Annotated in this window: 19 protein-coding genes and 2 pseudogenes; 18 read left to right on the top strand and 3 right to left on the bottom strand. The window is 60.5% G+C overall.

From position 1 onward, the window contains the following. The first annotated feature begins 134 nt into the window (after window positions 1-134). From leuS to ACOSV0_RS17190, 8 genes and pseudogenes are all read left to right on the top strand, one after another. A complete protein-coding gene (gene leuS / locus ACOSV0_RS17225) occupies window positions 135-2,726 on the top strand; it encodes a leucine--tRNA ligase (RefSeq protein ID WP_434107326.1) in 2,592 nt (863 codons plus the stop codon). A gap of 91 nt (window positions 2,727-2,817) precedes the next feature. Continuing rightward, window positions 2,818-3,369, top strand: a complete 552-nt coding sequence (gene lptE / locus ACOSV0_RS17220) for an LPS assembly lipoprotein LptE (RefSeq protein WP_434107325.1) — start codon at window positions 2,818-2,820, stop codon at window positions 3,367-3,369. Window positions 3,370-3,465: 96 nt separating this feature from the next. Next, the gene (holA, locus tag ACOSV0_RS17215; protein ID WP_434107324.1) at window positions 3,466-4,587 is read left to right on the top strand and encodes a DNA polymerase III subunit delta; all 1,122 of its coding nucleotides are present in this window, start codon (window positions 3,466-3,468) and stop codon (window positions 4,585-4,587) included. Window positions 4,588-4,922: 335 nt separating this feature from the next. Next, on the top strand, window positions 4,923-6,194 hold the full coding sequence (locus ACOSV0_RS17210) for a glutamate-5-semialdehyde dehydrogenase (RefSeq protein WP_434107323.1): 1,272 nt from the start codon (window positions 4,923-4,925) through the stop codon (window positions 6,192-6,194). Between the two features lie 110 nt (window positions 6,195-6,304). Further along, window positions 6,305-6,727 (top strand): CopD family protein, encoded by a 423-nt coding sequence (locus ACOSV0_RS17205; protein WP_434107322.1) that lies wholly within the window; start codon window positions 6,305-6,307, stop codon window positions 6,725-6,727. Window positions 6,728-8,533: 1,806 nt separating this feature from the next. Next, window positions 8,534-8,614 (top strand): annotated as a pseudogene (locus ACOSV0_RS17200) (ESPR domain-containing protein); the annotation flags it as partial. A gap of 96 nt (window positions 8,615-8,710) precedes the next feature. Further along, window positions 8,711-10,201 (top strand): annotated as a pseudogene (locus tag ACOSV0_RS17195) (YadA family autotransporter adhesin); the annotation flags it as partial. A 402-nt stretch (window positions 10,202-10,603) separates the two neighbouring features. Beyond that, window positions 10,604-11,125 carry an OmpA family protein gene (locus tag ACOSV0_RS17190; protein ID WP_434107320.1) on the top strand — a complete coding sequence of 174 codons (522 nt, stop codon included), beginning with the start codon at window positions 10,604-10,606 and terminating at the stop codon, window positions 11,123-11,125. 66 nt (window positions 11,126-11,191) lie between these two features. Here ACOSV0_RS17190 and ACOSV0_RS17185 read toward each other — a convergent pair whose 3' ends face one another. Continuing rightward, complete coding sequence (locus ACOSV0_RS17185) at window positions 11,192-12,037, bottom strand: MurR/RpiR family transcriptional regulator (protein ID WP_434107319.1); 846 nt, start codon at window positions 12,035-12,037, stop codon at window positions 11,192-11,194. A gap of 305 nt (window positions 12,038-12,342) precedes the next feature. Here ACOSV0_RS17185 and edd point away from each other — a divergent pair, with 305 nt between their 5' ends. The 4 genes from edd to ACOSV0_RS17165 all read left to right on the top strand — a co-directional run bounded on the left by edd (window position 12,343) and on the right by ACOSV0_RS17165 (window position 17,046). Then, the gene (edd, locus tag ACOSV0_RS17180) at window positions 12,343-14,247 is read left to right on the top strand and encodes a phosphogluconate dehydratase (protein ID WP_434107318.1); all 1,905 of its coding nucleotides are present in this window, start codon (window positions 12,343-12,345) and stop codon (window positions 14,245-14,247) included. A gap of 26 nt (window positions 14,248-14,273) precedes the next feature. Continuing rightward, entirely contained in the window at window positions 14,274-14,915 is a 642-nt protein-coding gene (gene eda / locus ACOSV0_RS17175; RefSeq protein WP_408437591.1) for a bifunctional 4-hydroxy-2-oxoglutarate aldolase/2-dehydro-3-deoxy-phosphogluconate aldolase, read from the top strand. Window positions 14,916-15,167: 252 nt separating this feature from the next. Next, a complete protein-coding gene (locus ACOSV0_RS17170) occupies window positions 15,168-16,532 on the top strand; it encodes a GntP family permease (protein WP_434107316.1) in 1,365 nt (454 codons plus the stop codon). 10 nt (window positions 16,533-16,542) lie between these two features. Beyond that, window positions 16,543-17,046, top strand: coding sequence for a gluconokinase (locus tag ACOSV0_RS17165; RefSeq protein WP_434107315.1), 504 nt, complete (start codon window positions 16,543-16,545; stop codon window positions 17,044-17,046). A gap of 104 nt (window positions 17,047-17,150) precedes the next feature. On the opposite strand, the gene purB is transcribed toward ACOSV0_RS17165, so the two are convergent. Next, window positions 17,151-18,539 carry an adenylosuccinate lyase gene (purB, locus tag ACOSV0_RS17160; RefSeq protein WP_434107313.1) on the bottom strand — a complete coding sequence of 463 codons (1,389 nt, stop codon included), beginning with the start codon at window positions 18,537-18,539 and terminating at the stop codon, window positions 17,151-17,153. Between the two features lie 130 nt (window positions 18,540-18,669). On the opposite strand from purB, the gene ACOSV0_RS17155 reads away from it, so the two are divergent. The 6 genes from ACOSV0_RS17155 to ACOSV0_RS17130 all read left to right on the top strand — a co-directional run bounded on the left by ACOSV0_RS17155 (window position 18,670) and on the right by ACOSV0_RS17130 (window position 24,474). Beyond that, window positions 18,670-19,632 (top strand): LysR family transcriptional regulator, encoded by a 963-nt coding sequence (locus ACOSV0_RS17155; protein ID WP_434107312.1) that lies wholly within the window; start codon window positions 18,670-18,672, stop codon window positions 19,630-19,632. 138 nt (window positions 19,633-19,770) lie between these two features. Beyond that, complete coding sequence (locus ACOSV0_RS17150) at window positions 19,771-21,084, top strand: Glu/Leu/Phe/Val family dehydrogenase (RefSeq protein WP_434107311.1); 1,314 nt, start codon at window positions 19,771-19,773, stop codon at window positions 21,082-21,084. 274 nt (window positions 21,085-21,358) lie between these two features. Beyond that, window positions 21,359-22,252: a glutamate/aspartate ABC transporter substrate-binding protein gene (locus tag ACOSV0_RS17145; RefSeq protein WP_169485276.1), complete on the top strand. Its 894-nt coding sequence runs from the start codon at window positions 21,359-21,361 to the stop codon at window positions 22,250-22,252. Window positions 22,253-22,334: 82 nt separating this feature from the next. Beyond that, window positions 22,335-23,075 carry an amino acid ABC transporter permease gene (locus ACOSV0_RS17140; protein ID WP_434107310.1) on the top strand — a complete coding sequence of 247 codons (741 nt, stop codon included), beginning with the start codon at window positions 22,335-22,337 and terminating at the stop codon, window positions 23,073-23,075. After that, on the top strand, window positions 23,075-23,752 hold the full coding sequence (gene gltK / locus ACOSV0_RS17135; RefSeq protein ID WP_434107309.1) for a glutamate/aspartate ABC transporter permease GltK: 678 nt from the start codon (window positions 23,075-23,077) through the stop codon (window positions 23,750-23,752). Before ACOSV0_RS17140 ends, gltK begins: the two co-directional genes overlap by 1 nt. Continuing rightward, window positions 23,749-24,474 (top strand): amino acid ABC transporter ATP-binding protein, encoded by a 726-nt coding sequence (locus ACOSV0_RS17130; protein WP_408453026.1) that lies wholly within the window; start codon window positions 23,749-23,751, stop codon window positions 24,472-24,474. The genes gltK and ACOSV0_RS17130 overlap by 4 nt, the downstream gene beginning before the upstream one ends. Before the next feature lie 141 nt (window positions 24,475-24,615). On the opposite strand, the gene ACOSV0_RS17125 is transcribed toward ACOSV0_RS17130, so the two are convergent. Continuing rightward, on the bottom strand, window positions 24,616-25,542 hold the full coding sequence (locus ACOSV0_RS17125) for a class II glutamine amidotransferase (RefSeq protein WP_434107307.1): 927 nt from the start codon (window positions 25,540-25,542) through the stop codon (window positions 24,616-24,618). Window positions 25,543-25,711 lie beyond the last annotated feature (169 nt).

Genomic DNA, 25,711 nt, shown 5'->3' with positions numbered 1-25,711 from the left:
CCACGCCACGCGGCGCACCCGTCCGCGAACGGTATAATCAGCCCTTTCCCCGCAGAAGGGGAAACGACGCCATTTCATCCAGCAGAGCACCAGGCCCGGTGCGAAAGCACCGAACCCAGCGATTCCATCACACCATGCACGAAAAATACGTTCCCTCCGACGTCGAAGCCGCCGCGCAAGGGCAATGGCGCGCCATCGACGCGTACAAGACGTCAGAAACCACTGATAAGCCCAAGTTCTACTGCGTCTCGATGCTGCCGTACCCGTCGGGCAAGCTGCACATGGGGCACGTGCGCAACTACACGATCAACGACGTGATGTACCGCTATCTGCGGATGAACGGCTACAACGTGCTGATGCCGATGGGTTGGGACGCGTTCGGCATGCCGGCGGAAAACGCGGCAATGGCCAACAACGTGCCGCCCGCGAAGTGGACCTACGACAACATCGCTTACATGAAGAAGCAGATGCAGTCGATGGGCCTCGCGATCGACTGGTCACGTGAAGTCGCCACCTGCAGCCCCGATTACTACAAATGGAACCAGTGGCTGTTCCTGAAGATGCTGGAAAAGGGCATCGCGTACAAGAAAACCGGTACCGTCAACTGGGACCCGGTCGATCAGACCGTGCTCGCCAACGAGCAGGTGATCGACGGCCGCGGCTGGCGTTCGGGCGCGCTGATCGAAAAGCGCGAAATCCCGATGTACTACATGCGCATCACGCAGTACGCGGATGAACTGCTGGACGACCTCGAAGGCCTCGGCTGGCCGGAGCGCGTCAAGATCATGCAGCAGAACTGGATCGGCAAGAGCTTCGGCGTGAACTTTGGTTTTCCGTATGAAATCGACGGCGAACAGAAGCTGTTGCGCGTGTTCACCACGCGCGCCGACACGATCATGGGCGTGACTTTCTGCGCGGTCGCCGCCGAGCATCCGCTCGCCACGCGTCTCGCGCAAGACAAGCCGGAACTGCAGGCCTTCATCGAAGAATGCAAGCGCGGCGGCGTGGCTGAAGCCGACGTTGCGACGATGGAAAAGAAGGGCATGGCCACCGGCTTCACCGTCACGCATCCGCTGACGCAGGAACAGGTCGAAGTGTGGATCGGCAATTACGTGCTGATGAGCTACGGCGAAGGTGCGGTGATGGGCGTGCCCGCGCACGACGAGCGCGACTTCGCGTTCGTGAAGAAATACGGTTTGCCGATCAAGCAGGTGGTTGCCGTTGAAGGCAAGGAATACTCCGCCGAAGCCTGGCAGGAATGGTACGGCGAGAAAACCGGCACACTGATCAACAGCGGCAAGTACGACGGTCTCAACTACACGGATGCGGTCGACCAGATCGCCGCCGATCTGAAAGAACTCGGCCTCGGCGACAAGCAGATCACGTGGCGCTTGCGTGACTGGGGCGTGTCGCGCCAGCGTTACTGGGGCACGCCGATTCCGATCATCCATTGCCCGACCTGCGGCGATGTGCCGGTGCCGGAAAAAGATCTGCCGGTGGTGCTGCCGGAAGACCTCGTGCCGGACGGCACGGGCAATCCGCTCGCCAAGTCTGAAGCGTTCGTGAACTGCACCTGCCCGACCTGCGGCGGCGCGGCCAAGCGCGAAACCGATACGATGGACACCTTCGTCGATTCGTCTTGGTACTTCTATCGTTATGCGGCGCCGGACGCGAAGACCATGGTCGACAAGCGCACCGATTACTGGGCGCCGATGGACCAGTACATCGGCGGCATCGAGCACGCGATTCTTCACCTGTTGTATTCGCGCTTCTGGGCGAAGGTGATGCGCGACATGGGCCTGATCGAGTTCGGCGAGCCGGCCAAAAACCTGCTCACGCAGGGCATGGTGCTCAACGAAACTTACTACCGCGAAAACGAAGCGGGTAAGAAGACCTGGTACAACCCGGCCGACGTCACCGTCTCGTTCGACGACAAAGGCCGCCCGGTCGGCGCCGTGCTGAACGCGGACGGCCAGCCGGTGGTGCTCGGCGGCGTCGAGAAAATGTCGAAGTCGAAGAACAACGGCGTCGATCCGCAATTGCTGATCGATCAGCACGGCGCGGACACCGCGCGTCTGTTCGTGATGTTCGCCGCACCGCCCGAGCAGCAGCTCGAATGGTCGGGTTCGGGCGTGGAAGGCGCGAGCCGCTTCCTGCGTCGCGTGTGGAGCTTCGGTCACGCGAACGAAGCTGCGCTGCGCGCGGGCGGCAAGTTCGACGCCGCGAAACTCGGCGAAGTCGACAAGGTGCTGCGCCGCGAAATCTATAGCGTGCTGAAGCAGGCCGACTTCGATTACCAGCGTTTGCAGTACAACACGGTGGTGTCGGCGGCGATGAAGATGCTTAACGCGCTCGACAGCGCGAAGGGCGCGCAACCGGCGGTGCTGCGCGAGACGTACAGCGTGATGCTGCGTGTGCTGTATCCGGTCGTGCCGCATCAGACGTTCCAGTTGTGGCAGGAACTCGGTTACGCCGACGAATTCGGTTCGCTGCTCGACGCGGCATGGCCGAAGGTCGACGAACAGGCGCTGGAGCAAGCCGAGATCGAACTCGTGCTGCAGGTGAACGGCAAGGTGCGCGGCGCGCTCACGGTGGCGAAAGATGCATCCCGTGACACGATCGAAAAGCTCGCCGCCGCTCATGAGGCGGTCGAGAAGTTCAGCGAAGGCAAGGCACCGAAGAAGATCGTCGTGGTGCCGGGCCGCCTCGTGAACGTGGTCGTTTGACAGCCCACCGAAACATGACAGCAGACAAGCGCCACTGCGCGCGGCGGCGCTTGTCTCTTGCTGCGGAATCTACTGCGAACCAGGAGCCAATGTGACTCGCAGATCGTTATTGACGCTGATATGCAGCGTGCTGATGTTGTCCGCCTGCGGCTTCCAGCTGCGCGGCCAGCAGGACTATGCATTCAAACGACTCTTTATCTCCGGCGGATCGGCCGCGGCCGACGCGCGGCTGACGCGCCTCGTGCAGGGCGGCAGCGACACGGTGGTGGTCACCTCCGTCGCGAATGCCGACGCGACGCTGCAGATCAGCGAGAACCGCAGCGTCAATACGCTCACGTTGAACTCGCTCGGTGTTGTCGAAGAATATGCCATGGCGTTGTCGATGACCTACTCGCTGGTCGGCAAGGACGGCACGGTGCTGATTCCGCCGAGCGTGATCTCGCTGAACCGCGCCATGACCTATAGCGACCAGTACTCGCAGGCCAAGGCTGCCGAGTCTGACATCCTGTTCGCGGACATGGAGAACGACGCGATCGACCAGCTTACGCGCCGTCTGTCGCTGGTGCGTTCGCTGCATCCGGCGCCGGGTCAGCAGGTGCCGTCGGTTGCGCCGCGCGCGCCGTTGCCGCCGCCGCCGCTGTGAGCGTCGTGCTGAATCCTTGTTCTGCTTGCTGCGCGTGCCTGTGCATGCGCGCATGGACTCGCGCATGTACTCGTTTAACCTCGTCGATCGGTAGCCATGCAACTGCGACTTGACGCGCTCGAAGCGCATCTCGCGAAAGGACTCGCCGGACTGTACGTCGTGTACGGCGACGAGCACCTGCTCGCGCAGGAAGCGTGCGACCGGATTCGGGCGACGGCGCGCGCAGCCGGCTTTACCGATCGCTCGGTGTTCACCGTCGAGCGTGGTTTCGACTGGAGTTCGCTGCTGGGTGCGAGTCAATCGATGTCGCTGTTCGGCGACCGTCAACTGGTCGAGTTGCGCATTCCGTCGGGCAAGCCCGGCAAGGAAGGCGCGGATGCGCTGAAGGCGCTCGCCGCCGCCGTGAATGACGACGTGCTGACGATGATCACGTTGCCGCGGCTCGATGCAGCGACGCAAAAGTCGGCGTGGTTCACGGCGCTGTCCGAGGCAGGCGTCGCCTTGAAAATCGATCCGGTTGAGCGCGCGCAGTTGCCGAACTGGGTTGGTCAACGGCTCGCGGCTCAGGGCCAGCGGGTTGCGGCCGGCGAAGAAGGGCGACGCGCGTTGGCGTTCATCGCCGAGCGCGTTGAAGGCAATCTGCTTGCCGCACATCAGGAAATCCAGAAGCTCGGGCTGCTGTATCCGGCTGGTTCGTTGAGCTTCGAACAGATTCAGGATGCCGTGCTCAATGTCGCCCGTTACGACGTTTTCAAGCTGAACGAGGCCATGCTGGCAGGCGACGTCGGCCGCCTCGCGCGCATGCTCGATGGGCTGCGCGGCGAAGGCGAGGCTGCAGTGCTGGTGCTGTGGGCGGTCGTCGAAGAAGTGCGGACATTGTTGCGGATCAAGCGCGGTGTTACGGCGGGCAAACCGCTTGCCATGCTGGTGCGCGAGAACCGTGTGTGGGGTCCGCGCGAACGGCTGATCGGACCGGCGCTGTCGCGCGTCACCGAGGGCGCGCTGGAGAAGGCGCTTGCGTTGGCGGCGCGGCTGGATCGGCAGGTGAAGGGATTGTCCGGCGGTACGCCGGGCAATCATCGCAACGATCCGCCGCCCGATCCGTGGGACGGATTGTTCGAATTGGCCATGACGGTAGCTTCGCCGGCAAAAACGGCGCCTGTGCCGCCATCGCGACCTCGAGTGGGGTCAGGCGCGCCGATTCGAAGGCCGGGCTGAGGCGCATAGCTTGTGGTGGCTTCGCGCGGCGGAATGGATGGGGACGCCTGGACGTAAGGCTCCTTATCCGTCTCTCCTGCAGGTTTTGCGTCGGCGCGACGGGCACTTTGCGTATCAACGCGTACTGTGTCGAATCTGCGAATCCGGTGCCGATCCGATAGACCATTCCACGGCCACATTTTCGAGCGACGCCACCGGACAAAGCCGGAAAACCCTAGGCTTGCCGAGGGCCTCGGGCCAAGCAAAGCGCTGCCACCCGTTTTACAATCGTTTGATCTTTCGCTAATTCTGCTTATCCGCTGCACGTGAACGTGAGCGGCATCACGAGAATCAACATGGATATCGACCAGTACATGACCGACCTCGGTCGCCGCGCCCGCCACGCTTCGCGTGCGATGGCGCGTGCGTCGACGGCGTCGAAGAACGCCGCGCTTGCCGCTGTTGCGCAAGCGATCGAACGCGATGCCGCGCTGCTGAAAGAAGCCAACGCGCGCGACGTGGCGCGTGCACGCGACAAAGGTCTCGACGCCGCTTTCATCGATCGCCTGACGCTGTCGGACAAGGCGCTGAAGACGATGGTCGAAGGTTTGCGCCAGGTTGCCGCGCTGGCCGATCCGATTGGCGAGATCAGCAATCTCAAGTACCGTCCGAGCGGTATTCAGGTGGGCCAGATGCGCGTGCCGCTCGGTGTGATCGGCATCATCTACGAATCGCGTCCGAACGTGACGATCGACGCTGCGGCGCTGTGCCTGAAGTCCGGCAACGCGACGATTCTGCGTGGCGGTTCGGAAGCGCTCGAATGCAACACTGCCTTGGCGAAGCTGATCGGCGAAGGGTTGGAAGCGGCCGGCTTGCCGCAGGACGCGGTGCAAGTGGTGGCCACGTCGGATCGCGCCGCGGTCGGCAAGCTGATCACGATGACCGAATACGTCGACGTGATCGTGCCGCGCGGCGGCAAAAGTCTGATCGAGCGCCTGATGAATGAAGCGCGTGTGCCGATGATCAAGCATCTCGACGGCATTTGCCACGTGTATGTCGACGATCGCGCGGATCTGGCCAAGGCGCTGACCGTTTGCGATAACGCGAAGACGCACCGCTACGGCACCTGCAACACGATGGAAACGCTGCTGGTCGCGCGCGGCATTGCGGCTGAAGTGCTGCCGCCGTTGGGCAAGCTGTATCGCGACAAGGAAGTCGAACTGCGGGTGGATGCTGCTGCGCGCGCGGTGCTGGCGGATGCGGGCATCGGTCCGCTCGTCGATGCCACCGAAGAAGACTGGCGCACTGAGTATCTTGCGCCGGTGCTGGCGATCAAGGTGGTCGACGGTCTCGATGCGGCGATCGAGCACATCAACGAATACAGCTCGCAGCACACTGACGCGATCGTGACGGAAGACCACGATCGAGCGATGCGTTTTCTGCGCGAAGTGGATTCGGCGAGCGTGATGGTGAACGCATCGACGCGTTTTGCGGATGGCTTCGAATTTGGCTTGGGCGCGGAGATTGGCATCTCGAACGACAAGCTGCACGCGCGCGGCCCGGTGGGGCTGGAAGGGCTGACGTCGCTCAAATACATCGTGCTCGGGCATGGCGAAGGGCGGCAGTAAAGCGGTGTTCTTCGAGGGGCAATCGCTGCACAGGAAAGCGCTAACGTGCTTTCCTTCTCAGGCGCCGGCGACGGGCGCGCCGATCTCCACGCTGTAAGCCGTACAGGGACATGCTAATGCTTTGGGTCAAGACGTTTCACATCGTGCTGATTGCTTCCTGGTTTGCCGGCCTGTTCTACCTGCCGCGCATCTTCGTCAATCTGGCGATGGAAACGGAGCCCGCCGCGACGGCGCGTCTTTTGACCATGGCGCGCAAGCTGTTCCGCTTCATGACGTTTATTGCGGTGCCGGCGCTGGCGTGTGGGCTGTGGCTGTGGCTGGTGGTGGGGATCGGGCGCGGACAGGGTTGGATTCACGCGAAGGTGGGCGTGGTGGTGTTGCTGGTTATTTATCACGCTTATTGTGGCGTGCTGCTGCGGACTTTCGAGCGTGGTGAGAATCGGCGCACGGATAAGTGGTATCGGATGTTTAACGAGCTGCCGGTGCTGGGGATGTTGGCGGCGGTGGCGTTGGTGGTGATTAAGCCGTTTTAATTTTCGCAACGCAAGATGAGTAAGTTCTTGTCTTTCGCCGCAGTTGTGAACAGTCTCGCTCAGCGGTAAGCGCTTTTTATATGCCTACGCACGTGGCTAGCGTCGCGTCGCTCTCGAGCAACAACATAAAGCCGCGTTAGTCGTCGGGGGAATCCCCGGCCGTCGTAGTGAGAGCACCGCACAACTCCAAACTAGGTTGACGTTTGCCGAATTTTACGAAGTTGCGACGCTTGCGGCGGGAAAGGCAAATCAGCACGATCCTGCCGTAGCGGGCACGAGCTTACATCCATTAAGCGCTTTATCAGTGCGTTCGTAGTTCGGACCGCGCAACCATAGGTGAACGGAGGACCGACATCCTTGGCATTGGCGGTGCCCAAAGCGGGCTCGCGCCGTTGAGCAGATGTAGGCCGGATATCGTTGTATTCCTTTGCATATCTAAGTAGCTAGTCGCGACTGTTCCGTCACACGTCTGCCTGCTAGCTCCATGCTGCCACTTCGACTGGAAACGCGAATTTGATTCGGACGCTATGCGCGACTGAAAGTTGTCGTTTGCGCGCGGGTTTGGTCATCTTGAATCGCGGCGTTCATAGCGGTACCTATCGTTCTCGTTCTCGTTCTCGTTCTCGTGCGCGTGCGCGTGGCGCAAGCAGCAGTCTGTCATGACGTCGGCAAAGTAGCAGTTCCTACTGTAGTTGCCTATCGAGCGCAATAATCTCATGCGGAAAGTCGGCCGCGTCTGGTCGCGTGCGCAGCTTTTCTGGCGGCGTCACGTCCTCACACAGACAAATCCGGATGCACAATTCTTACATCCGAAGCTCAAACAGTATGGGCCGCACAACGCCAGCCAGCGGAGATTCAGAACGGGGTGAAAGAATTTTGTAAAGAAGGGCTATACCTTAAAGTATGTCTAACCGGGACATTTGGGCAGCCGAATTGATAGCGCATCAACTCTCTCGGTATTGCGGAGCCGTAACCGTGAGAGGTAGCTTCAATGCGTTCCCTCCCAGTCACGCCAGCGAAGTCGTGGTCTATGTTTTACGTGCCGCCGTCGCTGCAAGTCTCACAATCTGGAACGGCAATCATATGGTTCTCGCCGCGCTCCATCGTTAGGTCCGTGCGTTTGCTTCCCGCTTCCTTGCTCATCACCAACTCGGCTCGAGTTCTGCCGGGCTGATAGTGACACGACCGCGAAAAGATACTGCGGTTGCAAAGCGTCAATTACCGTACCCAAGATGCTCGCGCCGTAGCCCGGCTACGGTGGCTGGTATGAGATTTTTTCCACCGACTTTCGCCGGTGCAATTAGATCTGCACTCGCGTGCGTCGCATCCATGCAGTTCCAGACGTACCACGCATGCGTGCCTATATTGGTAGCAGTTTTATTGATATTTTATTTGATTTTATAATAAATTTTTATTTTTAATTTTTCACCTTGTGATTGATTTGGTTGTTCAAATATTGATATAGGAATAGTCCTAAAAGTTAGGGTTTTTGCGGCGGGTGAATTGCTGGGAAATGTCCAGGTGGCGATTATCTTGATATCTGTCTTGGGCCTTGTGTTGATAGGCATGCAAGGGGCTTGATTTACCCCGTTACGGCGGAGTAACTGTCTTTTGGGAATGCTCTTATGGAGTCCTAGGTCCATGAAAAATATATTAAGGGCTATCGCCAGAAGGATTGTTGCAACGGCTTCAAGATAAATTGACGAAAACCGTTTTCTGTCCTTCCGGTAACTCTGCAACGGTGAAACGGCCATTAAGCCGGATTTCCACTGCGGATCCAGTTATCACGCCTTAAAGGACGAAATTGTGAATAAGTCGTATAAAACCGTTTGGAATGAAACTTCAGGCACTTATGTTGCTGCACCGGAAGGGGCCAAGGGCCGCGGCAAGAAGTCGTCGGCCGGCCGCGTGGTGGCGTTCATGGCCGTCGTCGGTACAGGTCTTGCTGCGGTTACTCCGTCCGTGAGCCACGCTGCGCAGTGGATCGGGAACACCGAGCCTTGTGCTTATGGCGTCAGTAATGGTAGCGCGGGGACTTTAACTGCGACGGGCGGAGGGAGCGCGGCCGCGAACGCAAGCGCTGTTGATGAGGGCATTGCATTTGGTAGCGGAGCTAGTGCGGGTACCTGTGGTGCCTCTAACGGCGTGTATGCAGGATGGGCAGCCATCGCCATGGGAACTCATGCTGTGGCTAGTGGGGGCGGGCTGGCACTCGGTTACGGTGCCAACGGTGCCGGAATCGATAGCATTGCTATTGGGCCAGCCAGCGGCTCGACTGGACGCAGTAGCGTTGCGTTGGGTGCGGGCGCTAACGACAATGGTCGCAGCAATGTTGTCTCGGTCGGCCTTGGCGGCAGCGCTGTTCAGCCGAACCCCACCGGGTCGGGATCGAAGCCTACTCAAGGTGCGGTACCCGTCACTCGTCAGGTAATTAACATGGCTGCGGGCGTGCAGGCTACTGACGCCGTCAATGTCTCACAGCTCTCAGGCGTGACAGACGCACTGGGCGGGGGCGCGACAATCAATTCGGACGGGTCCATTAAAGCGCCGTCCTACAAAGTGCAAGGCGGTACGTATAGCAACGTCGGCGATGCACTCACGGGCCTCGATACGGGCGTCACCTCCGTGACGAACACTGTCACCAATATTATGAACGGTGGCGGCATCAAGTACTTCCACACGAATTCAACGCTGGCTGACTCGTCGGCGACCGGTACGGACGCAGTGGCGATCGGCGGCAATGCCTCGGCCTCGGCGAAGAACTCGGTAGCACTGGGTTCGGGTTCGACGACGACGGCGAACCTGTCGGCAGCGGGCTACAACCCGGGCAGCCTGGCGCTGTCGGGCACGGCATCGGCGGCTAACGGTGAAGTGTCGGTGGGAGCGACAGGCAAGGAACGTCGCGTGACGAACGTGGCAGCCGGTTCGGCCGCAACGGATGCGGTGAACGTGAGCCAGTTGCAGTCGGAAGATGCAAAGGTGAACACGATCAACAACAACGTGAACAACCTGAGCAACAACGTCAGCAACATCGCGGGCAACGTCACCAACATCAACAACACGGTGAACAACCTGAGCAACAACGTCAGCAACATCGCTGGTGATGTGACGAACATCAACAACACGGTGAACAACATCACCAACGGTGGCGGCATCAAGTACTTCCACACGAACTCGACGCTGGCGGATTCGTCGGCAACCGGTACGGACGCAGTGGCGATCGGCGGCAATGCATCGGCCTCGGCGAAGAACTCGGTAGCACTGGGTTCGGGCTCGACGACGACGGCGAACCTGTCGGCAGCGGGTTACAACCCGGGTACGGCAGCACTGTCGGGCACGGCTTCGACCGCTAACGGTGAAGTGTCGATGGGTGCGTCAGGTAAGGAACGTCGTGTGACGAACGTGGCCGCTGGTTCGGCTGCCACGGACGCGGTGAACGTGAGCCAGTTGCAGTCGGAAGACGCAAAGGTGAACACGATCAACAACAACGTGAACAACCTGAGCAACATCGGTGCTTCGTATCAGTGGTAAGTGCCGCGACGGACGGGGCGTCAGTCCCGTCCGTCAGCCGGACTCACCTTGACTTAACCGCAAGCGCGCTCTCGTACATGGAACACGTGGCAAGAGCGTCGCTTCAATCGACTGAATTCCAAAAAAATGAACGCAACTCTTTTTAAATATCTCCGCGCGCCGCTGCTCGGCGCCTTTGTGACTTTCCTTGCAGCGTGTACCACGCAGTCGGGACCAACATATACGCTTCACGCAGTTAGCGTGCCGAACCAGCAGGCCCCGGTTTACCGCGTTAGCTGCCTGGGACTTTTCGAAAGCTCGAAAAGCTGTGTGCGTGTGGCTGAGGAAACCTGTAAGGCTCAGCCTGTGACGTGGCTTGAAGCGATTGACGGCGTAGACAACACCGTTCCGGTGAAGGACCCGCGCGAAATGACCTTCATGTGCGGTAAGCCTGTTGTACAGCAGCCGGTGGCACAGCCGGCTCCGCAACAGCCGGTTCAGCAACCGGCCTCGCAGCCGCAAGCCAAACAGGTGCCGCCGCAGGTTCGGTTGCTGCTGCAAGGTAACGCGAACTTCGCCACCGATAGCGCAGTGCTTAACCCGGTTGCAAAAGAAAGCCTCAATCACTTCATGAGCGTGAACCAGGGTGTCAACCTGCATCGCGTGACGGTGATGGGTTATACCGACAACACCGGTTCGGAAGCCCATAACCTGAAACTGTCCCAGGCTCGTGCCTTGGCTGTCGTGAAATATCTGCGCGACGGCGGCCTCCACGCTGACCAGTTTGTTGCGCAAGGTCTGGGCAGCGCCGATCCTGTCGCGTCGAATGCGACGGCCGAAGGCCGCTTGCAGAACCGCCGCGTCGATGTGCGCGTGTTCACGGAGTAAGCAGCAACACGCATTGTTTGACCACGAAGGCCTGCCATCGAGCAGGCCTTTTTTGTTTCAGACCCTTCAGGCCTCGCCGTCGATCCTCAACCGGCCGATCACCCCTTTCGCCTGTCCCAACCGCTCCACCAACTCGGGCCCGCGCTTCAGGGCGACGCCGACCGCAAGAATGTCGCCGATCGCCAGATGCGACATGCGTGATGTCATCGGGGAAAACACGTCGTTTTCCTCGACCACGTTCGAAAAAAGGCAGATGGACGCGACCCGCGCAAGCGGCGAACTGCCGTGCGTAATGGCGATTACCTTCGCGCCGCGAGCGAGCGCAGAACGCGCCGCCTCGATGATGTCGCGGGTTCGACCGGTATTGGATACCGTCACCACCACATCGCCGGGTCCGAGCAGCGCCGCCGACATCGAATACGTATGCGGATCGGAGTACGCGACGCTTGGCATGCCGAGCCGGAAAAACTTGTGCTGGATATCCTGAGCGGCAATGCCCGACCCGCCCGCTCCATAGAACTCGATGCGCGCGGCGTTCGCCAGCAACGCTACGGCGGCATCGACGCTATCCGACGAGAGGCTGTTGCGCACCTCGATCAAGGTGCCGATGGTTCGGTCGAATACTTTCGCGATGAGTCCCGGCGCGTCTTCGTCGGGCCGCACGTCGCGATAGACAGTGGGCACGCCCGACGCGATCCCTTGTGCCAGCCGGATCTTGAACTCGCGAAAACCCGAAAAGCCGAGCGCATGACAAAACCGCGCGATGGTCGGCTGGCTGACGCCGGCGCGCGCGGCCACTTCGGTCATCGACAGATCGAGCACCTCGCGCGGTGCCTCGATCACGTAATCGGCCAGCTTGCGCTCGGACGGGCGCAACTGGTCGCGCATCTCTTCCACCTGAGACAGCATCATCGGAAAACTCGCACTATGCTGAAGAATGCGTGGACTATATCCGATTGCTAAAGAAGGTACAAAAACTACATAACGTGCCCTAGGTGTAATCCCTATGTTTTGCTGTGTAAGTCGCTAACACAAAGCCAGTAAGGCGATGAGGCTGTTTTGGCGATGCGGCGGTGCAACAGGAATCACCATTGCGATCATGTAGTTTTTCTACTAATATTGCGTCGTCGACTGATCCGACATCCCCGCGATACCTACCTGGCATAGTGCGCGCACGCCCGACTCAAACGCACGCGGCCAGCGACGAAGGAGCTCCGATGGTTTCCCCGCATTCGCAATTGTTGAAGGTCACGCAACGCGTGGTCGAGCGCAGCAAACCCACGCGCGAGGCGTATCTGGCCCGCATCCATCACGCTCAAGGCAAATTTCCGGCGCGCGGCGCACTCTCCTGCGCCAATCTGGCTCACGGTTTTGCCGGGCTCGAGGGCAGCGACAAGTTCGCCATCAAGCAGATTCGTCAGCCGAATATCGGTATCGTGTCCTCGTACAACGAAATGCTGTCCGCGCACGCGCCGTACAAAAACTACCCGGACATCATCAAGGAAGCCGCGCGTGAAAACGGCGGCGTCGCGCAATTCGCGGGCGGCGTGCCGGCCATGTGCGACGGCGTCACGCAAGGCAACGCGGGCATGGAACTGTCGCTGTTCTCGCGCGAAGTGATCGCGATGAGCACGGCGGTCGCACTGACGCACAATATGTTCGACGCCGCGCTGTGCCTCGGCATTTGCGACAAGATCGTGCCGGGCCTGTTGATCGGCGCGCTGCAATTCGGCCATCTGCCGACGATCTTCGTACCGGCCGGCCCGATGGGCAGCGGTCTCTCGAACGACGACAAAGCCAAGACGCGTCAACTGTTCGCCACCGGCCAGTGCGGTCGCGACGCGCTGCTCGAAGCAGAGGCCGCCGCGTATCACAGCCATGGCACCTGCACGTTCTACGGCACCGCGAACAGCAACCAGATGCTGATGGAAGTCATGGGCCTGCATCTGCCGAGTTCCGCGTTCGTACATCCGCATACGCCGCTGCGCGACGCGCTGACCGCCCAGGCCGCACGCCGCGTGCTCGATCTGACGGTGGAGCGCGGTAATTACACGCCGATCGGTCATGTGGTCGACGAGAAGGCGATCGTCAACGGCATCGTCGCGCTGCTGGCAACGGGCGGCTCGACCAATCACACACTGCACCTCGTCGCGATCGCACGCGCGGCCGGCATCGTGATCGATTGGGACGACTTCGACACGCTGTCGCAAGCGGTGCCGCTGCTCGCGAAAATCTATCCGAACGGAAAAGCCGACGTGAACCACTTCCATGCTGCGGGCGGTGTCGCGTTTCTGGTCCGCAATCTGCTGGAAGGCGGTTTGCTCCATGAAGACGTGAATACCGTCGCCGGGAAGGGCCTCAAGCACTACACGGAAGAGCCGAAGCTGATCGACGGCAAGCTGCAATGGGTGCCGGGCGCGGAAAAGAGCGAAGACACCGCAGTGCTGCGCGGCATCAAGGAGCCGTTCCAGCCGGACGGCGGCCTGCGTTTGATGCAAGGCAAGCTCGGCCGCGGCGTGATCAAGATTTCCGCGGTGGCGGCGCAGCATCGCAAGGTGAAGGCGCCGGCCATCGTGTTCGATTCGCAGGAAGCAGTGCAGGCCGCGTTCGACAACGGCGAGCTGAAGCGCGATTTCATTGCCGTCGTGCGCTTCCAGGGCGCTCGCGCAAACGGCATGCCTGAGCTGCATCGTTTGACGCCGTTGCTCGGTGTGTTGCAGGATCAAGGTTTCCACGTTGCACTGGTGACCGACGGCCGCATGTCGGGCGCGTCGGGCAAGGTGCCGGCAGTGATTCACCTGTCGCCGGAAGCCTTGCTGCAAGGCCCGATCGGCAAGGTCCGCACCGGTGACATGCTGGTGATCGACGCGGACGCGGGCGTGCTCGACATCGAAATCGATGCGGCCGAATGGGCGTCCCGGCCGGAAGCGTTGCCGCAGCATCAGGCGGAAAACGAAGTCGGCTTTGGCCGCGAACTGTTCGGCGTGTTCCGTGCGGCGGCAGCGCCGGCGGAGCAGGGCGCTTCGGTCTTCGGTCCGATGGTGGGCGAGCACGCGGCGCAACACGGTAAGCGGGCCAAAGTACACGCAGAAGAACACTCAAGCACCACTCAAGCCAGCTAAACGCTGCAGAAACAAGGAGTCTGACTATGACAGCGAAAACAGTAAGCGATATCGTGCGCCTCGGCCCGGTGATTCCGGTGCTCGCGTTCGACTCGGTCGAACAGGGTGAGCACGTGTCGCGCGCATTGCACGCGGGTGGTGTGAAGGTACTGGAAATCACGCTGCGCACCGCAGCCGGTCTGGAAGCGATCGAACGCGCGAGCCAGTTGGCCGAAGACATCGTGGTGGGCGTCGGCACGATTACGAAGCCCGAGCATTGCGCTCAGGCGAAGAAGGCGGGCGCCCAGTTCGGCGTGTCGCCGGGCCTCACCCGAGACATGCACAAGGCCGCGCAAGATGCGGGCTTGCCGCTGCTGCCGGGCGTCATGACGCCTTCGGACATCATCGCGGCGCTCGAACTCGGCTACGAGATCGTAAAGTTTTTCCCGGCGCAACAGGCCGGCGGTGTGCCGATGCTGCAAGCTTTTCACGGCCCCTTCCCGAATCTGAAGTTCTGCCCGACCGGTGGCATCACCGCCGAAACGGCAACGCATTTCCTCTCGTTGCCGAATGTGGTGTGCGTGGGCGGCTCGTGGTTGACGCCGAAAGCCGCGCTCGCCGCGCAAAACTGGGACGAAGTCACGCGTCTGGCGCGTGCGGCCAGCCAGTTGGCCGCGCCGGCCCATTGAGTTGAAGCGGCCCGCGTTCTAGTCCGTTAGCAAGGTCCAACGCCAAGGAGCCTCGTCGATGCAGCCTGTCCGGCTGCCGCGGCGAGGCTTCTTGGCGATATGCGTGCCGGATTCGCGCGCTTTTAGCGACAACAAACAGTAAAATTCAGCGTCCGCGCGGCTTGCCGGGTTTCTGGCACCGCTACAGGTCGCCGTGAGACAAGGTGCCAGCCGTGTTCCGCACCGATATCAATAACGCAAAGGAGGAGCTTCATGGAAGCTGTCCACGGCAGCATGCTGCTGGTTTTCGCGGTGATCGCCATCGCACTTCTGATCCTGCTGATCACCCGCTACAAGGTTTATCCGTTCCTCGTCCTGATCATCGTTTCGCTGCTGCTGGGTCTCGTATCCGGCATGCCGATCGGCACGATCGTCAAATCGTTCGAAACCGGCAACGGCAATACGCTCGGCCACATTGCGATCGTGGTCGGCCTCGGCACCATGCTTGGCAAGATGATGGCCGAGTCGGGCGGGGCGGAGCGCATCGCCACCACGCTGATCGACAAGTTCGGCGAGAAGCACATTCACTGGGCGATGATGGTCGTGGCGATCATCGTCGGCTTGCCGGTGTTTTTTGAAGTCGGCTTCGTGCTGCTGATTCCGATCGCGTTCAACGTTGCCAAACGCACCAACAAGTCGCTGCTGCTGATCGGCTTGCCGATGATCGCGGGTCTGTCCGTCGTGCACGGTTTGATTCCGCCGCACCCGGCCGCGATGCTCGCGGTGCAGGCTTATCACGCCGACATCGGCAAGACGATTGCTTATGGGCTGATCGTGGGCGTGCCGACGGCGATCGTTGCCGGTCCGCTGTTCGCGCTGTTGATCAGCCGCTTCATCAAGCTGCCGCAGAACAATCCGCTCGCGGCGCAGTTTCTCGGTGCCGCTGACGAGAAAAAGGAAAAGCGCGAACTGCCGGGCTTCGGCATTACGCTGTTCACGATTCTGCTGCCGGTGATTCTGATGCTGATCGGCAGTTGGGCCGACCTCGTCTTTACGCCGAAGACCCTGCCGAACGATCTGCTGCGTTTCGTCGGCAACTCGGACGTCGCGCTGTTGATCGCCGTGCTGGTCAGTTTCTGGACCTTTGGCGCGAGCCGTGGCTTCAATCGTGAGCAGATCCAGAAGTTCTGCGGCGACTGTCTGGCGCCGATCGCGGGCATCACGCTGATCGTGGGTGCGGGCGGCGGGTTCGGGCGCGTGCTGATGGATAGCGGCATCTCGAAGGAAATCGTCGGCGTGGCAACGGCCATGCATCTGTCGCCGCTGCTGTTCGGCTGGCTGGTGGCCGCGCTGATCCGTCTCGCCACGGGTTCGGCGACCGTTGCGATGACCACCGCCTGCGGTATCGTCGCGCCGATTGCCTCGGCTAGCGGCGTGCAGGTCACGCCGGAATTGCTGGTGCTCGCCACCGGTTCGGGTTCACTGATTTTTTCGCATGTGAACGACGGCGGTTTCTGGCTGGTCAAGGAATACTTCGGTATGACGGTGGGGCAGACCTTCAAGACATGGTCGCTCCTCGAAACCATCATTTCGCTGATGGGCTTGGGTTTGACTTTCGCGCTCGCGACGGTCGTGTAAGGAGTTTTTGATGATTTTGATCGCAATGGGCGTGTCGGGCGCCGGCAAAACGAGGATTGGCGAAATGCTGGCGGAACGCCTGCACTGCCCATTTACCGACGGCGACGCGTTTCACAGCGCCGCCAACAAAGAGAAAATGCACCACGGCATTCCGCTAACCGACGAAGACCGTTGGCCGTGGTTGCAAACCATCCGTGCCGCGATCGAAGAGAAGCAGCGGGCAGGCGAGACAGCGGTGTTCACGTGTTCGTCGCTGAAGCGTTCGTACCGCGATGTGCTGCGCAGCGGCAGCAACGGTGACAAGGGCGTGTGCTTCGTCTATCTGCACGGGTCGTTTGAGATGCTGCGCGAGCGGTTGACCACGCGTACCGGTCACTTCTTCGATCCGTCGCTGTTGCAAAGCCAGCTCGATACGCTCGAAGAGCCGGGTCCGGACGAAGCGATCACGGTCAGCATCGCATTGTCGCCGGAAGAAATCGTCGACGAGGTGTTGAAGCAGATGGCGCTGCGCTGAGGTTCAAGCTTGCTCAGTCACGCAGGTTGCAGGATAAAAAAAGCCGCTTCGGAATTTTCGAAGCGGCTTTTTTGTGCCCCGAGCAACGAGGCAATGACTGAAGCTTAAGCGATGCGCTTGGCCAGTTCCACGGCCTTGCCGATATACGAACCCGGCGTCATGGCGAGCAAACGATCCTTTGCATCTTGCGGAATCGCCAGACCGGTCACGAACGTTTGCAACGCTTCACGCGTGATGCCCTTGCCGCGCGTCAGTTCTTTCAACTGCTCGTACGGGTTCTCGATGCCGTAACGGCGCATCACCGTTTGCACCGGCTCGGCCAGCACTTCCCAGCAGTTGTCGAGGTCTTCGTTCAGACGCTGCGCGTTGACTTCGAGCTTGTCGAGGCCGCGGATCAGCGAGTCGTAGGCGAGCAGCGAGTAGCCGAACGCGACACCGATATTGCGCAGCACCGTCGAGTCGGTCAGATCGCGCTGCCAGCGCGAAACCGGCAGCTTGTCGGCCAGATGGCGCAGCGTGGCGTTGGCCAGACCGAGATTGCCTTCCGAATTTTCGAAGTCGATCGGGTTGACCTTGTGCGGCATCGTCGACGAACCGATTTCGCCGGCCTTCGTGCGCTGCTTGAAGTAACCGACCGAGATGTAGCCCCACACATCGCGATCCAGATCCAGCAGGATGATGTTCGCGCGCGACACGGCGTCGAACAGTTCGGCCATGTAGTCGTGCGGTTCGATCTGGATCGTGTACGGATTGAACGTGAGCTTCAGACGTTGCTCGACCACCTGGCGCGAAAACGCTTCCCAGTCGAATTCCGGATACGCGGACAGGTGCGCATTGAAGTTGCCGACCGCGCCGTTCATCTTGCCGAGCAGCTCGACCTTCGCGATGCGCTCGATCGCGCGTTCCAGACGCGCGGCGACGTTGGCGATTTCCTTGCCGAGCGTGGTGGGGCTGGCCGGTTGACCGTGCGTGCGCGACAGCATCGGCTGGTCGGCTTGCGCGTGAGCCAGCGCGACGAGGCGCTGATGCACCGAACGCAGTGCCGGCAGGATCACGTGTTCACGTGCGCCGGCGAGCATCAGCCCGTGCGACGTGTTGTTGATGTCTTCCGAGGTGCAGGCAAAGTGAATGAACTCGCTCGCGCGTTCCAGTTCTTCCTGACCCTTGACCGACTCCTTCAGCCAGTACTCGACCGCTTTCACGTCGTGATTCGTCACGCGTTCGATTTCCTTGATGCGAGCGGCGTCGTGCGCGGTGAAGCGCTCGGCCAGTTGCAGCAGGAATTGTTCGGCGGCTTCGGAAAAACGCGGCACTTCGGCGAAACCGGCTTGCGACAGGGCGATCAGCCAATGGATTTCAACCGTCACGCGATTGCGCATGAAAGCGGCTTCCGAGAGCCAGTCGCGCAGGGCTTCGGTTTTCGAGGCGTAGCGGCCGTCGAGCGGGGAGAGCGCGTTCAGCGCGAACAGGGTGTCGGGGCGGGTGTCGGACATGATGGGGCGTGAGCGCTCAGAAGGCGGATCGGGAACGGAGGGAACCGCGAATTTTACCACTCAACCCGGCGGCACCACCCCGCGCCGCTAGAATGCTGACTTCTTCCCTTCCGCCGGCAGCAGGCTACGCATGGAACTGAAATGGCTCGAAGACTTCGTTTCGCTCGCGGAAACGCGTAGTTTCAGCCGCTCGGCCGAATTGCGTCACGTCACGCAGCCGGCCTTTTCGCGGCGTATCCAGGCGCTGGAAGCGTGGCTCGGCACCGAACTGATCGACCGTTCGGTTTATCCGACGCGGCTGACCGCGGCCGGCCAGGTATTCAACGAACAGGCGCTCGCGATGCTGTCGCAGTTCCACGAGGCACGCGCGCTGCTGCGCGGCCATACCGCGACGCCGCAGGCGACCATCGAGTTCGCGGTGCCGCACACGCTGTCGCTCACGTACTTCCCGCGCTGGCTGCAGCGTATCGAGGCGCAGATGGGCCCGATCCACACGCGGTTGCGGGCGTTGAATGTGCACGACGCGGCTTTGTCGCTGGTGGAAGGCGGCTGCGATCTGATGATGGGCTATCACCATCCGAGTCATCCGGTCGCGCTCGATCCGGCACGCTACGACATGCTCACGCTCGGCACCGAGCCGATCAGCCCGTTCTCGGCGCCGGGCCGCGCCGGGCGGCCCCGGCACACGCTGCCGGGCACGGCCGAAGCGCCCACGCCCTATCTGACCTACACGCCGAACGCGTACCTGGGCCGCATGACCGAGGTGATCCTCGCCAACGCGCCGGAACGCCTGTATCTCGACCGTCTCTACGAAACCGACATGGCCGAAGGACTCAAGGCCATGGCGCTGGCCGGCCACGGGATCGCCTTTCTGCCGCACAGCGCGGTGGAAGACGCGACCGCCGACGGCAAGCTGATCCGCCTCGATCGGGCGACTCGCGGCACACCTGAAGGCCAGCTCACGCTAAGCATGGAGATCCGGCTCTATCGCGACAAGCTCGCGGCAAAGAGCGACGATGCGCGGCAAATACTCGTGCGGCAACTGTGGGACGTGGTGTCGGAGGAACTCGCCCAACGCGAAGGCGCAGCCTGAGAACCTGCTTCCCTACGACGCGAATTTGCGGCTTTTCGATGGTTATGCAAAAAAAACATAATCGGATAAGGAAACGGCATTGGATTTCAAAACGGCGTTTTTCGACAATGCTGTCACTCGATCAACGCCGGAGCGTTCATGTCATCCCAGCAGCAAGTCGCACAATCCGCATCAACGTTGCAGTCGGTTCCCTCCTACCTGAATAAAGACGACCTCGGCCCGTGGGGCAACTACCTGCGTCAGGTCGACCGCGTCGCGCCGTATCTCGGCTCGCTGTCCCGCTGGCTCGAAACCCTGAAGCGCCCGAAGCGCATTCTGATCGTCGATGTGCCTATCGAACTCGATAACGGCACGGTTGCGCACTTCGAAGGCTATCGCGTGCAGCACAACGTGTCGCGCGGTCCGGGTAAGGGCGGTGTGCGTTATCACCAGGACGTGACGTTGTCGGAAGTGATGGCGCTGTCGGCATGGATGTCGGTGAAAAATGCGGCCGTGAACGTGCCGTACGGCGGCGCAAAGGGCGGTATCCGTGTCGATCCGCGTACGCTGTCGCGCGGTGAGCTGGAGCGCGTGACGCGCCGCTACACGAGCGAAATCGGCATCATCATCGGACCGAATACCGACATTCCCGCGCCGGACGTGAACACGAACGAGCAGATCATGGCGTGGATGATGGACACGTACTCGATGAACCAGGGCCAAACGGCTACGGGCGTCGTGACCGGCAAGCCGATCACGCTCGGCGGTTCGCTGGGCCGTCGTGAAGCGACGGGCCGCGGCGTGTTCGTGGTGGCCTCCGAAGCCGCGCGCCGCATTGGTGTCGAAATCGAAGGCGCACGGATTGCCGTTCAAGGCTTCGGTAACGTGGGCGGTATCGCCGCACGTCTGTTCCAGGAAGCGGGCTCGAAGCTGGTCGCGGTGCAGGATCACACCGGCTCGCTGTATAAGTCGACGGGTATCGACGCTGTTGCGCTGCTGGCTCACGTGGCGAAGACCGGCGGCGTGGGCGGTTTCCCTGAAGCCGATGCAGTCACGAACGAAGAATTCTGGAACGTCGAATCCGACATCCTGATTCCGGCCGCGCTGGAAAACCAGATTACCGAAAAGAACGCCGGCAAGATCAAGACGAAGATCGTCGTGGAAGGCGCCAACGGCCCGACCACCACGGCCGCGGACGACATTCTGCACGACCGCGGCATTCTCGTGATTCCGGACGTGGTGGCCAACGCCGGTGGCGTGACGGTGTCGTACTTCGAGTGGGTGCAAGACTTCTCGAGCTTCTTCTGGACCGAAGACGAAATCAACCAGCGTCTCGAACGCGTGATGCGCGAAGCCTTTGCCGCAGTCTGGCAAGTGTCGAGCGAACAGAAGGTGTCCGTGCGGACCGCGGCGTTTATCGTTGCGTGTAAGCGGATTCTCGAAGCGCGCGAATTGCGCGGCCTGTACCCCTGATTTACTTCTGATCGTTTTGCATGAAACGGTGGGCCCGCCATCTCGGACCCGCTGTCAATCCTTGCTTTGACGTGGTTCAAAAGACCGCGTGTCTTACCCGGCGGGCGGCATCGTATCGATGCCGCCCGCCTTTGCGTGTCTGCCGCTACGGGATTGCTGGAATAAGGTACCGTAAGCCCGTAGCGGCAGGCACGCAACAAACATGGTTTATAGCAATACTTTCAGAATAATTACTTTGCTAAACTGGCGCCGGTTCTTGCCAAGGAGATCACACATGAAGGTTAAAAAAGCTGCGCTGCTGCTCGCGACTCTCGGACTGTTTACGGTTGGCGCGCATGCGCAAGACGCTGGTACGCTGAAAAAGATCAAAGATACGGGCGTCATTTCGCTGGGACACCGCGAATCGTCGATCCCGTTTTCGTATTACGACGACAAGCAGAATGTCATCGGCTACTCGCAGGAATTCGCGCTGAAGGTGGTTGAGGCGGTCAAGGCGAAGCTGAACATGCCTAACCTGAAGGTCAAGCTGACGCCTGTCACGTCGCAAAACCGTATTCCGCTGGTGCAGAACGGCACCGTCGACATGGAATGCGGCTCGACCACCAATAACGCCGAGCGCCAGCAACAGGCTTCGTTCTCGAACACGATCTTCGTGATCGGCACGCGTTTGATGACCAAGAAAGACTCCGGCATCAAGGATTTCGCGGACCTGAAGGGCAAGACCGTCGTCACGACGGCCGGCACCACCTCCGAGCGCCTGCTTCGCAAGATGAACCAGGACAAGAGCATGGGCATGAACATCATCAGCGCGAAGGACCACGGCGAGTCGTTCCTGACGCTCTCCACCGGCCGTGCCGCTGCGTTCATGATGGACGATGCGCTGCTGGCAGGCGAGCGCGCCAAGTCGAACAACCCGGGCGATTTCGTGATCGTCGGCACGCCGCAATCGCATGAAGCGTACGGCTGCATGATTCGCAAGAACGATCCGGAATTCAAGAAGGTGGTGGACGACGCGATCGCGAAGGTCGAAACCTCGGGCGAAGCCGATCAGATCTACAAGAAGTGGTTCGAATCGCCGATTCCGCCGAAGGGCCTGAACCTGAACTTCCCGGAAAGCGACGACATCAAGGCGCTCTACAAGAGCCCGAATGACAAGGCTATCGATTAAACCTTAGCTGTTTTTTTGAAACGCTGAACGAAACGGAAGGGGCCGCGCGCTTCTTCCGTTTCTTTTTGCTGGAGTCTTGGTCATGTCATATCACTGGAACTGGGGCATTCTGCTGAGTCCGGTCTCCACCGGCGAGCCGACCACCTATCTGGGCTGGCTGCTGTCCGGCTTCTGGGTGACGATTACCGTGTCGCTGTCGGCATGGGTGATCGCGCTGATCGTCGGTTCGTTGTTCGGCGTGCTGCGCACGGTGCCGAACAAGTGGGCGTCGGGCATCGGCACGCTCTACGTCGCGATTTTCCGCAACATTCCGCTGATCGTGCAGTTTTTCATCTGGTATCTGGTGATACCGGAGTTGCTGCCGGTGTCGATCGGTACCTGGTACAAGCAACTGCCGCCGGGTGCGCAGTTCTTCTCGTCGTCGATTATCTGTCTCGGGCTCTTCACCGCCGCGCGCGTATGCGAGCAGGTGCGCTCGGGCATCAACGCGTTGCCGAAGGGCCAGCGCGCCGCGGGCCTGGCCATGGGTTTCACGCAATGGCAGACGTACCGCTATGTGCTGCTGCCGGTTGCGTACCGGATCATCGTGCCGCCGCTTACGTCCGAGTTTCTGAATATTTTCAAGAACTCGGCGGTCGCGTCGACCATCGGTCTGCTGGATCTGTCCGCCCAGGCGCGCCAACTGGTCGACTACACGTCGCAGACGTATGAGTCGTTCATCGCGGTCACGCTGGCGTATGTGCTGATCAATCTGGTCGTGATGCAACTGATGCGCTGGGTCGAACACAAGACCCGGTTGCCCGGCTATATCGGAGGTAAGTGATGCATCATTTCGACTGGAGCGGTATTCCGGGCGCACTGCCTACGCTGTGGACCGGCGCCATCGTCACTATCAAGATCACGCTGATTGCCATCGTGATCGGCATTATCTGGGGCACCCTTCTCGCGATCATGCGGCTCTCGCCGTTCAAGCCGTTCGAATGGTTCGCGAAGGGTTATGTCACGATTTTCCGTTCGATCCCGCTGGTGATGGTGCTGCTGTGGTTTTTCCTGATCGTGCCGCAGGTGCTGCAGAACGTACTGGGTTTGTCGCCGGATATCGACATTCGGCTGGCGTCGGCGATGGTCGCTTTCTCGCTGTTCGAGGCTGCGTACTATTCGGAAATCATCCGCGCCGGTATTCAGGCAGTGCCGCGCGGGCAGGTCAATGCCGCGTTCGCGCTCGGCATGAGCTACCCGCAGGCGATGCGCCTCATCGTGCTGCCGCAGGCGTTCCGCGCGATGGTGCCGTTGCTGCTTACGCAAGGCATCGTGCTGTTTCAGGATACGTCGCTCGTCTACGTGATCAGCCTCGCCGACTTCTTCCGCACCGCCACGAATATTGGCGACCGTGACGGCACGAATGTCGAGATGGTACTGTTCGCGGGGGCGTGTTATTTCGTGATCTGCGTGATCGCGTCGAGCCTCGTCAAAGGTCTTCAGAAAAAGGTCGCAAGATGATCTCTATCAAGAATGTTTCGAAGTGGTACGGTCAGTTTCAAGTGCTGACCGACTGCACGACGGAAGTCAAAAAAGGTGAAGTGGTGGTGGTGTGCGGCCCGTCGGGTTCGGGCAAGTCCACGCTGATCAAGACCGTCAACGGCCTCGAGCCGTTCCAGAAGGGCGAGATCGTCATCAACGGCCAATCGCTGACCGACAAGAAAACCAACCTGTCGAAGCTGCGTGCCAAGGTCGGCATGGTGTTCCAGCATTTCGAGCTGTTCCCGCATCTGTCGATCGTGCAGAACCTGACGCTCGCGCAGATCAAGGTGCTCGGCCGCTCGAAAGACGAAGCCACGGCCAAGGGCTACAAGCTGCTCGATCGCGTCGGTCTGCGCGCGCATGCGGATAAGTTTCCCGGGCAGTTGTCGGGCGGTCAGCAGCAACGTGTGGCAATTGCGCGCGCGTTGTCGATGGACCCGATCGCGATGCTGTTCGATGAGCCGACTTCCGCGCTCGATCCGGAAATGATCAACGAAGTGCTCGACGTGATGGTCGAACTCGCGCAGGAAGGCATGACGATGATGTGCGTCACTCACGAAATGGGCTTTGCCAAGAAGGTCGCGCACCGCGTGATCTTCATGGACAAGGGCTTGATCGTGGAAGACGATCGCAAGGAAGACTTCTTCGCCAATCCGAAGTCGGATCGCGCGAAGGATTTTCTGGCGAAGATCCTGCACTGAGGGTTTTATCGGCCACGCTGCTTATATGGCGTGGCCGGCGCAGAAAAAAAGCCGCTTCGGGAGAAGCGGCTTTTTTGTTTCTGACAACGCGTCCTGAATCGCGTCGACACTTTTTCCGATGTTAGCGAGCGCAGTCGCAGATCAGGACTCGAAAGCGGCGGTGTCGTCCGCGGCTTCGAGGTCGACTTCGGTCGTGACCACTGCCTCAACCGAGGCCGCAATCGTAGTCGCTGAAGCCGAGGCATCCAATTCCGGATTGCGCAGCTTTTCCAGCACCGACGCCGGCACGGGCACGTTGACCCGTCCGATGACTTCGCCATGCTGGAACATCATCAGATCGCCTGGCTGGAAGGCGGTCCAGACTTCGTTATCGGTCAGCGGCTTGGTCGCGATCACGGCGACACGGTCTTCCGGCGTCGTGTATTTGGCGAAGTCGATCGACACGTCCGCATCGACCAGATGTGCGGTCGAGAACGGCCAGCGCCGCACGATGTAATGCAGATGCGTCGAGCAGTGCGCGAACAGCGCCTGGCCATTCGACATCAGGAAATTGAACACGCCGAACTGCGTGATCTCGCGCGTGAGCGTTTCGAGCGCTTCGAAAAGTTCTTCCAGCGGCGGCTGGCAGCCCGGGAACGCCTTGCGCAAGCCTTGCAGCAGCGCGCAGAAGGCGAGCTCGCTATCGGTTGTGCCGACCGGTTGATAGACGCCATTTAGCGCCGGCGAATAATCTTTCAGATCCCCGTTGTGCGCGAAGATCCAGTGGCGCCCCCACAGTTCGCGCATGAACGGATGGCAGTTTTCGAGCAGGATGTGTCCTTGCGTCGCCTTGCGAATATGCGCGATCGTGTTCTTCGATTTGATCGGGTAGCGCTTGACCATCTCGGCGATCGGCGACGTGGCCGACGATTGATGGTCGATGAACAGGCGGCAGGCTTTGTCTTCGAAGAAGGCGATGCCCCAGCCGTCCGCGTGGTGATCGGTGACGCCGCCGCGCGCCGCAAAGCCGGTGAACGAGAACGTGACGTCCGTCGGCGCGGCGCAGTTCATTCCGAGAAGTTGGCACATGTTGCGGGTAAGCCTGTGAACGGGGCAAGCCGTTACAATGATGATTTTCCAAGCATATCACTGAGCCAGAAGCGCCAAATAGCAAAATTGACGTGTGTTCAGGCCGCAACGGCACGAATTGCCACGGTGTGCCCACGTCGATCGCACTTTTATCGCCGAATCTCGTTCC

The sequence above is a fragment of the Paraburkholderia caffeinilytica genome (genome assembly GCF_051027425.1).
Taxonomy (GTDB): Bacteria; Pseudomonadota; Gammaproteobacteria; order Burkholderiales; family Burkholderiaceae; genus Paraburkholderia; species Paraburkholderia caffeinilytica_A.
This window is presented reverse-complemented; position numbering and strand designations above follow the sequence as displayed.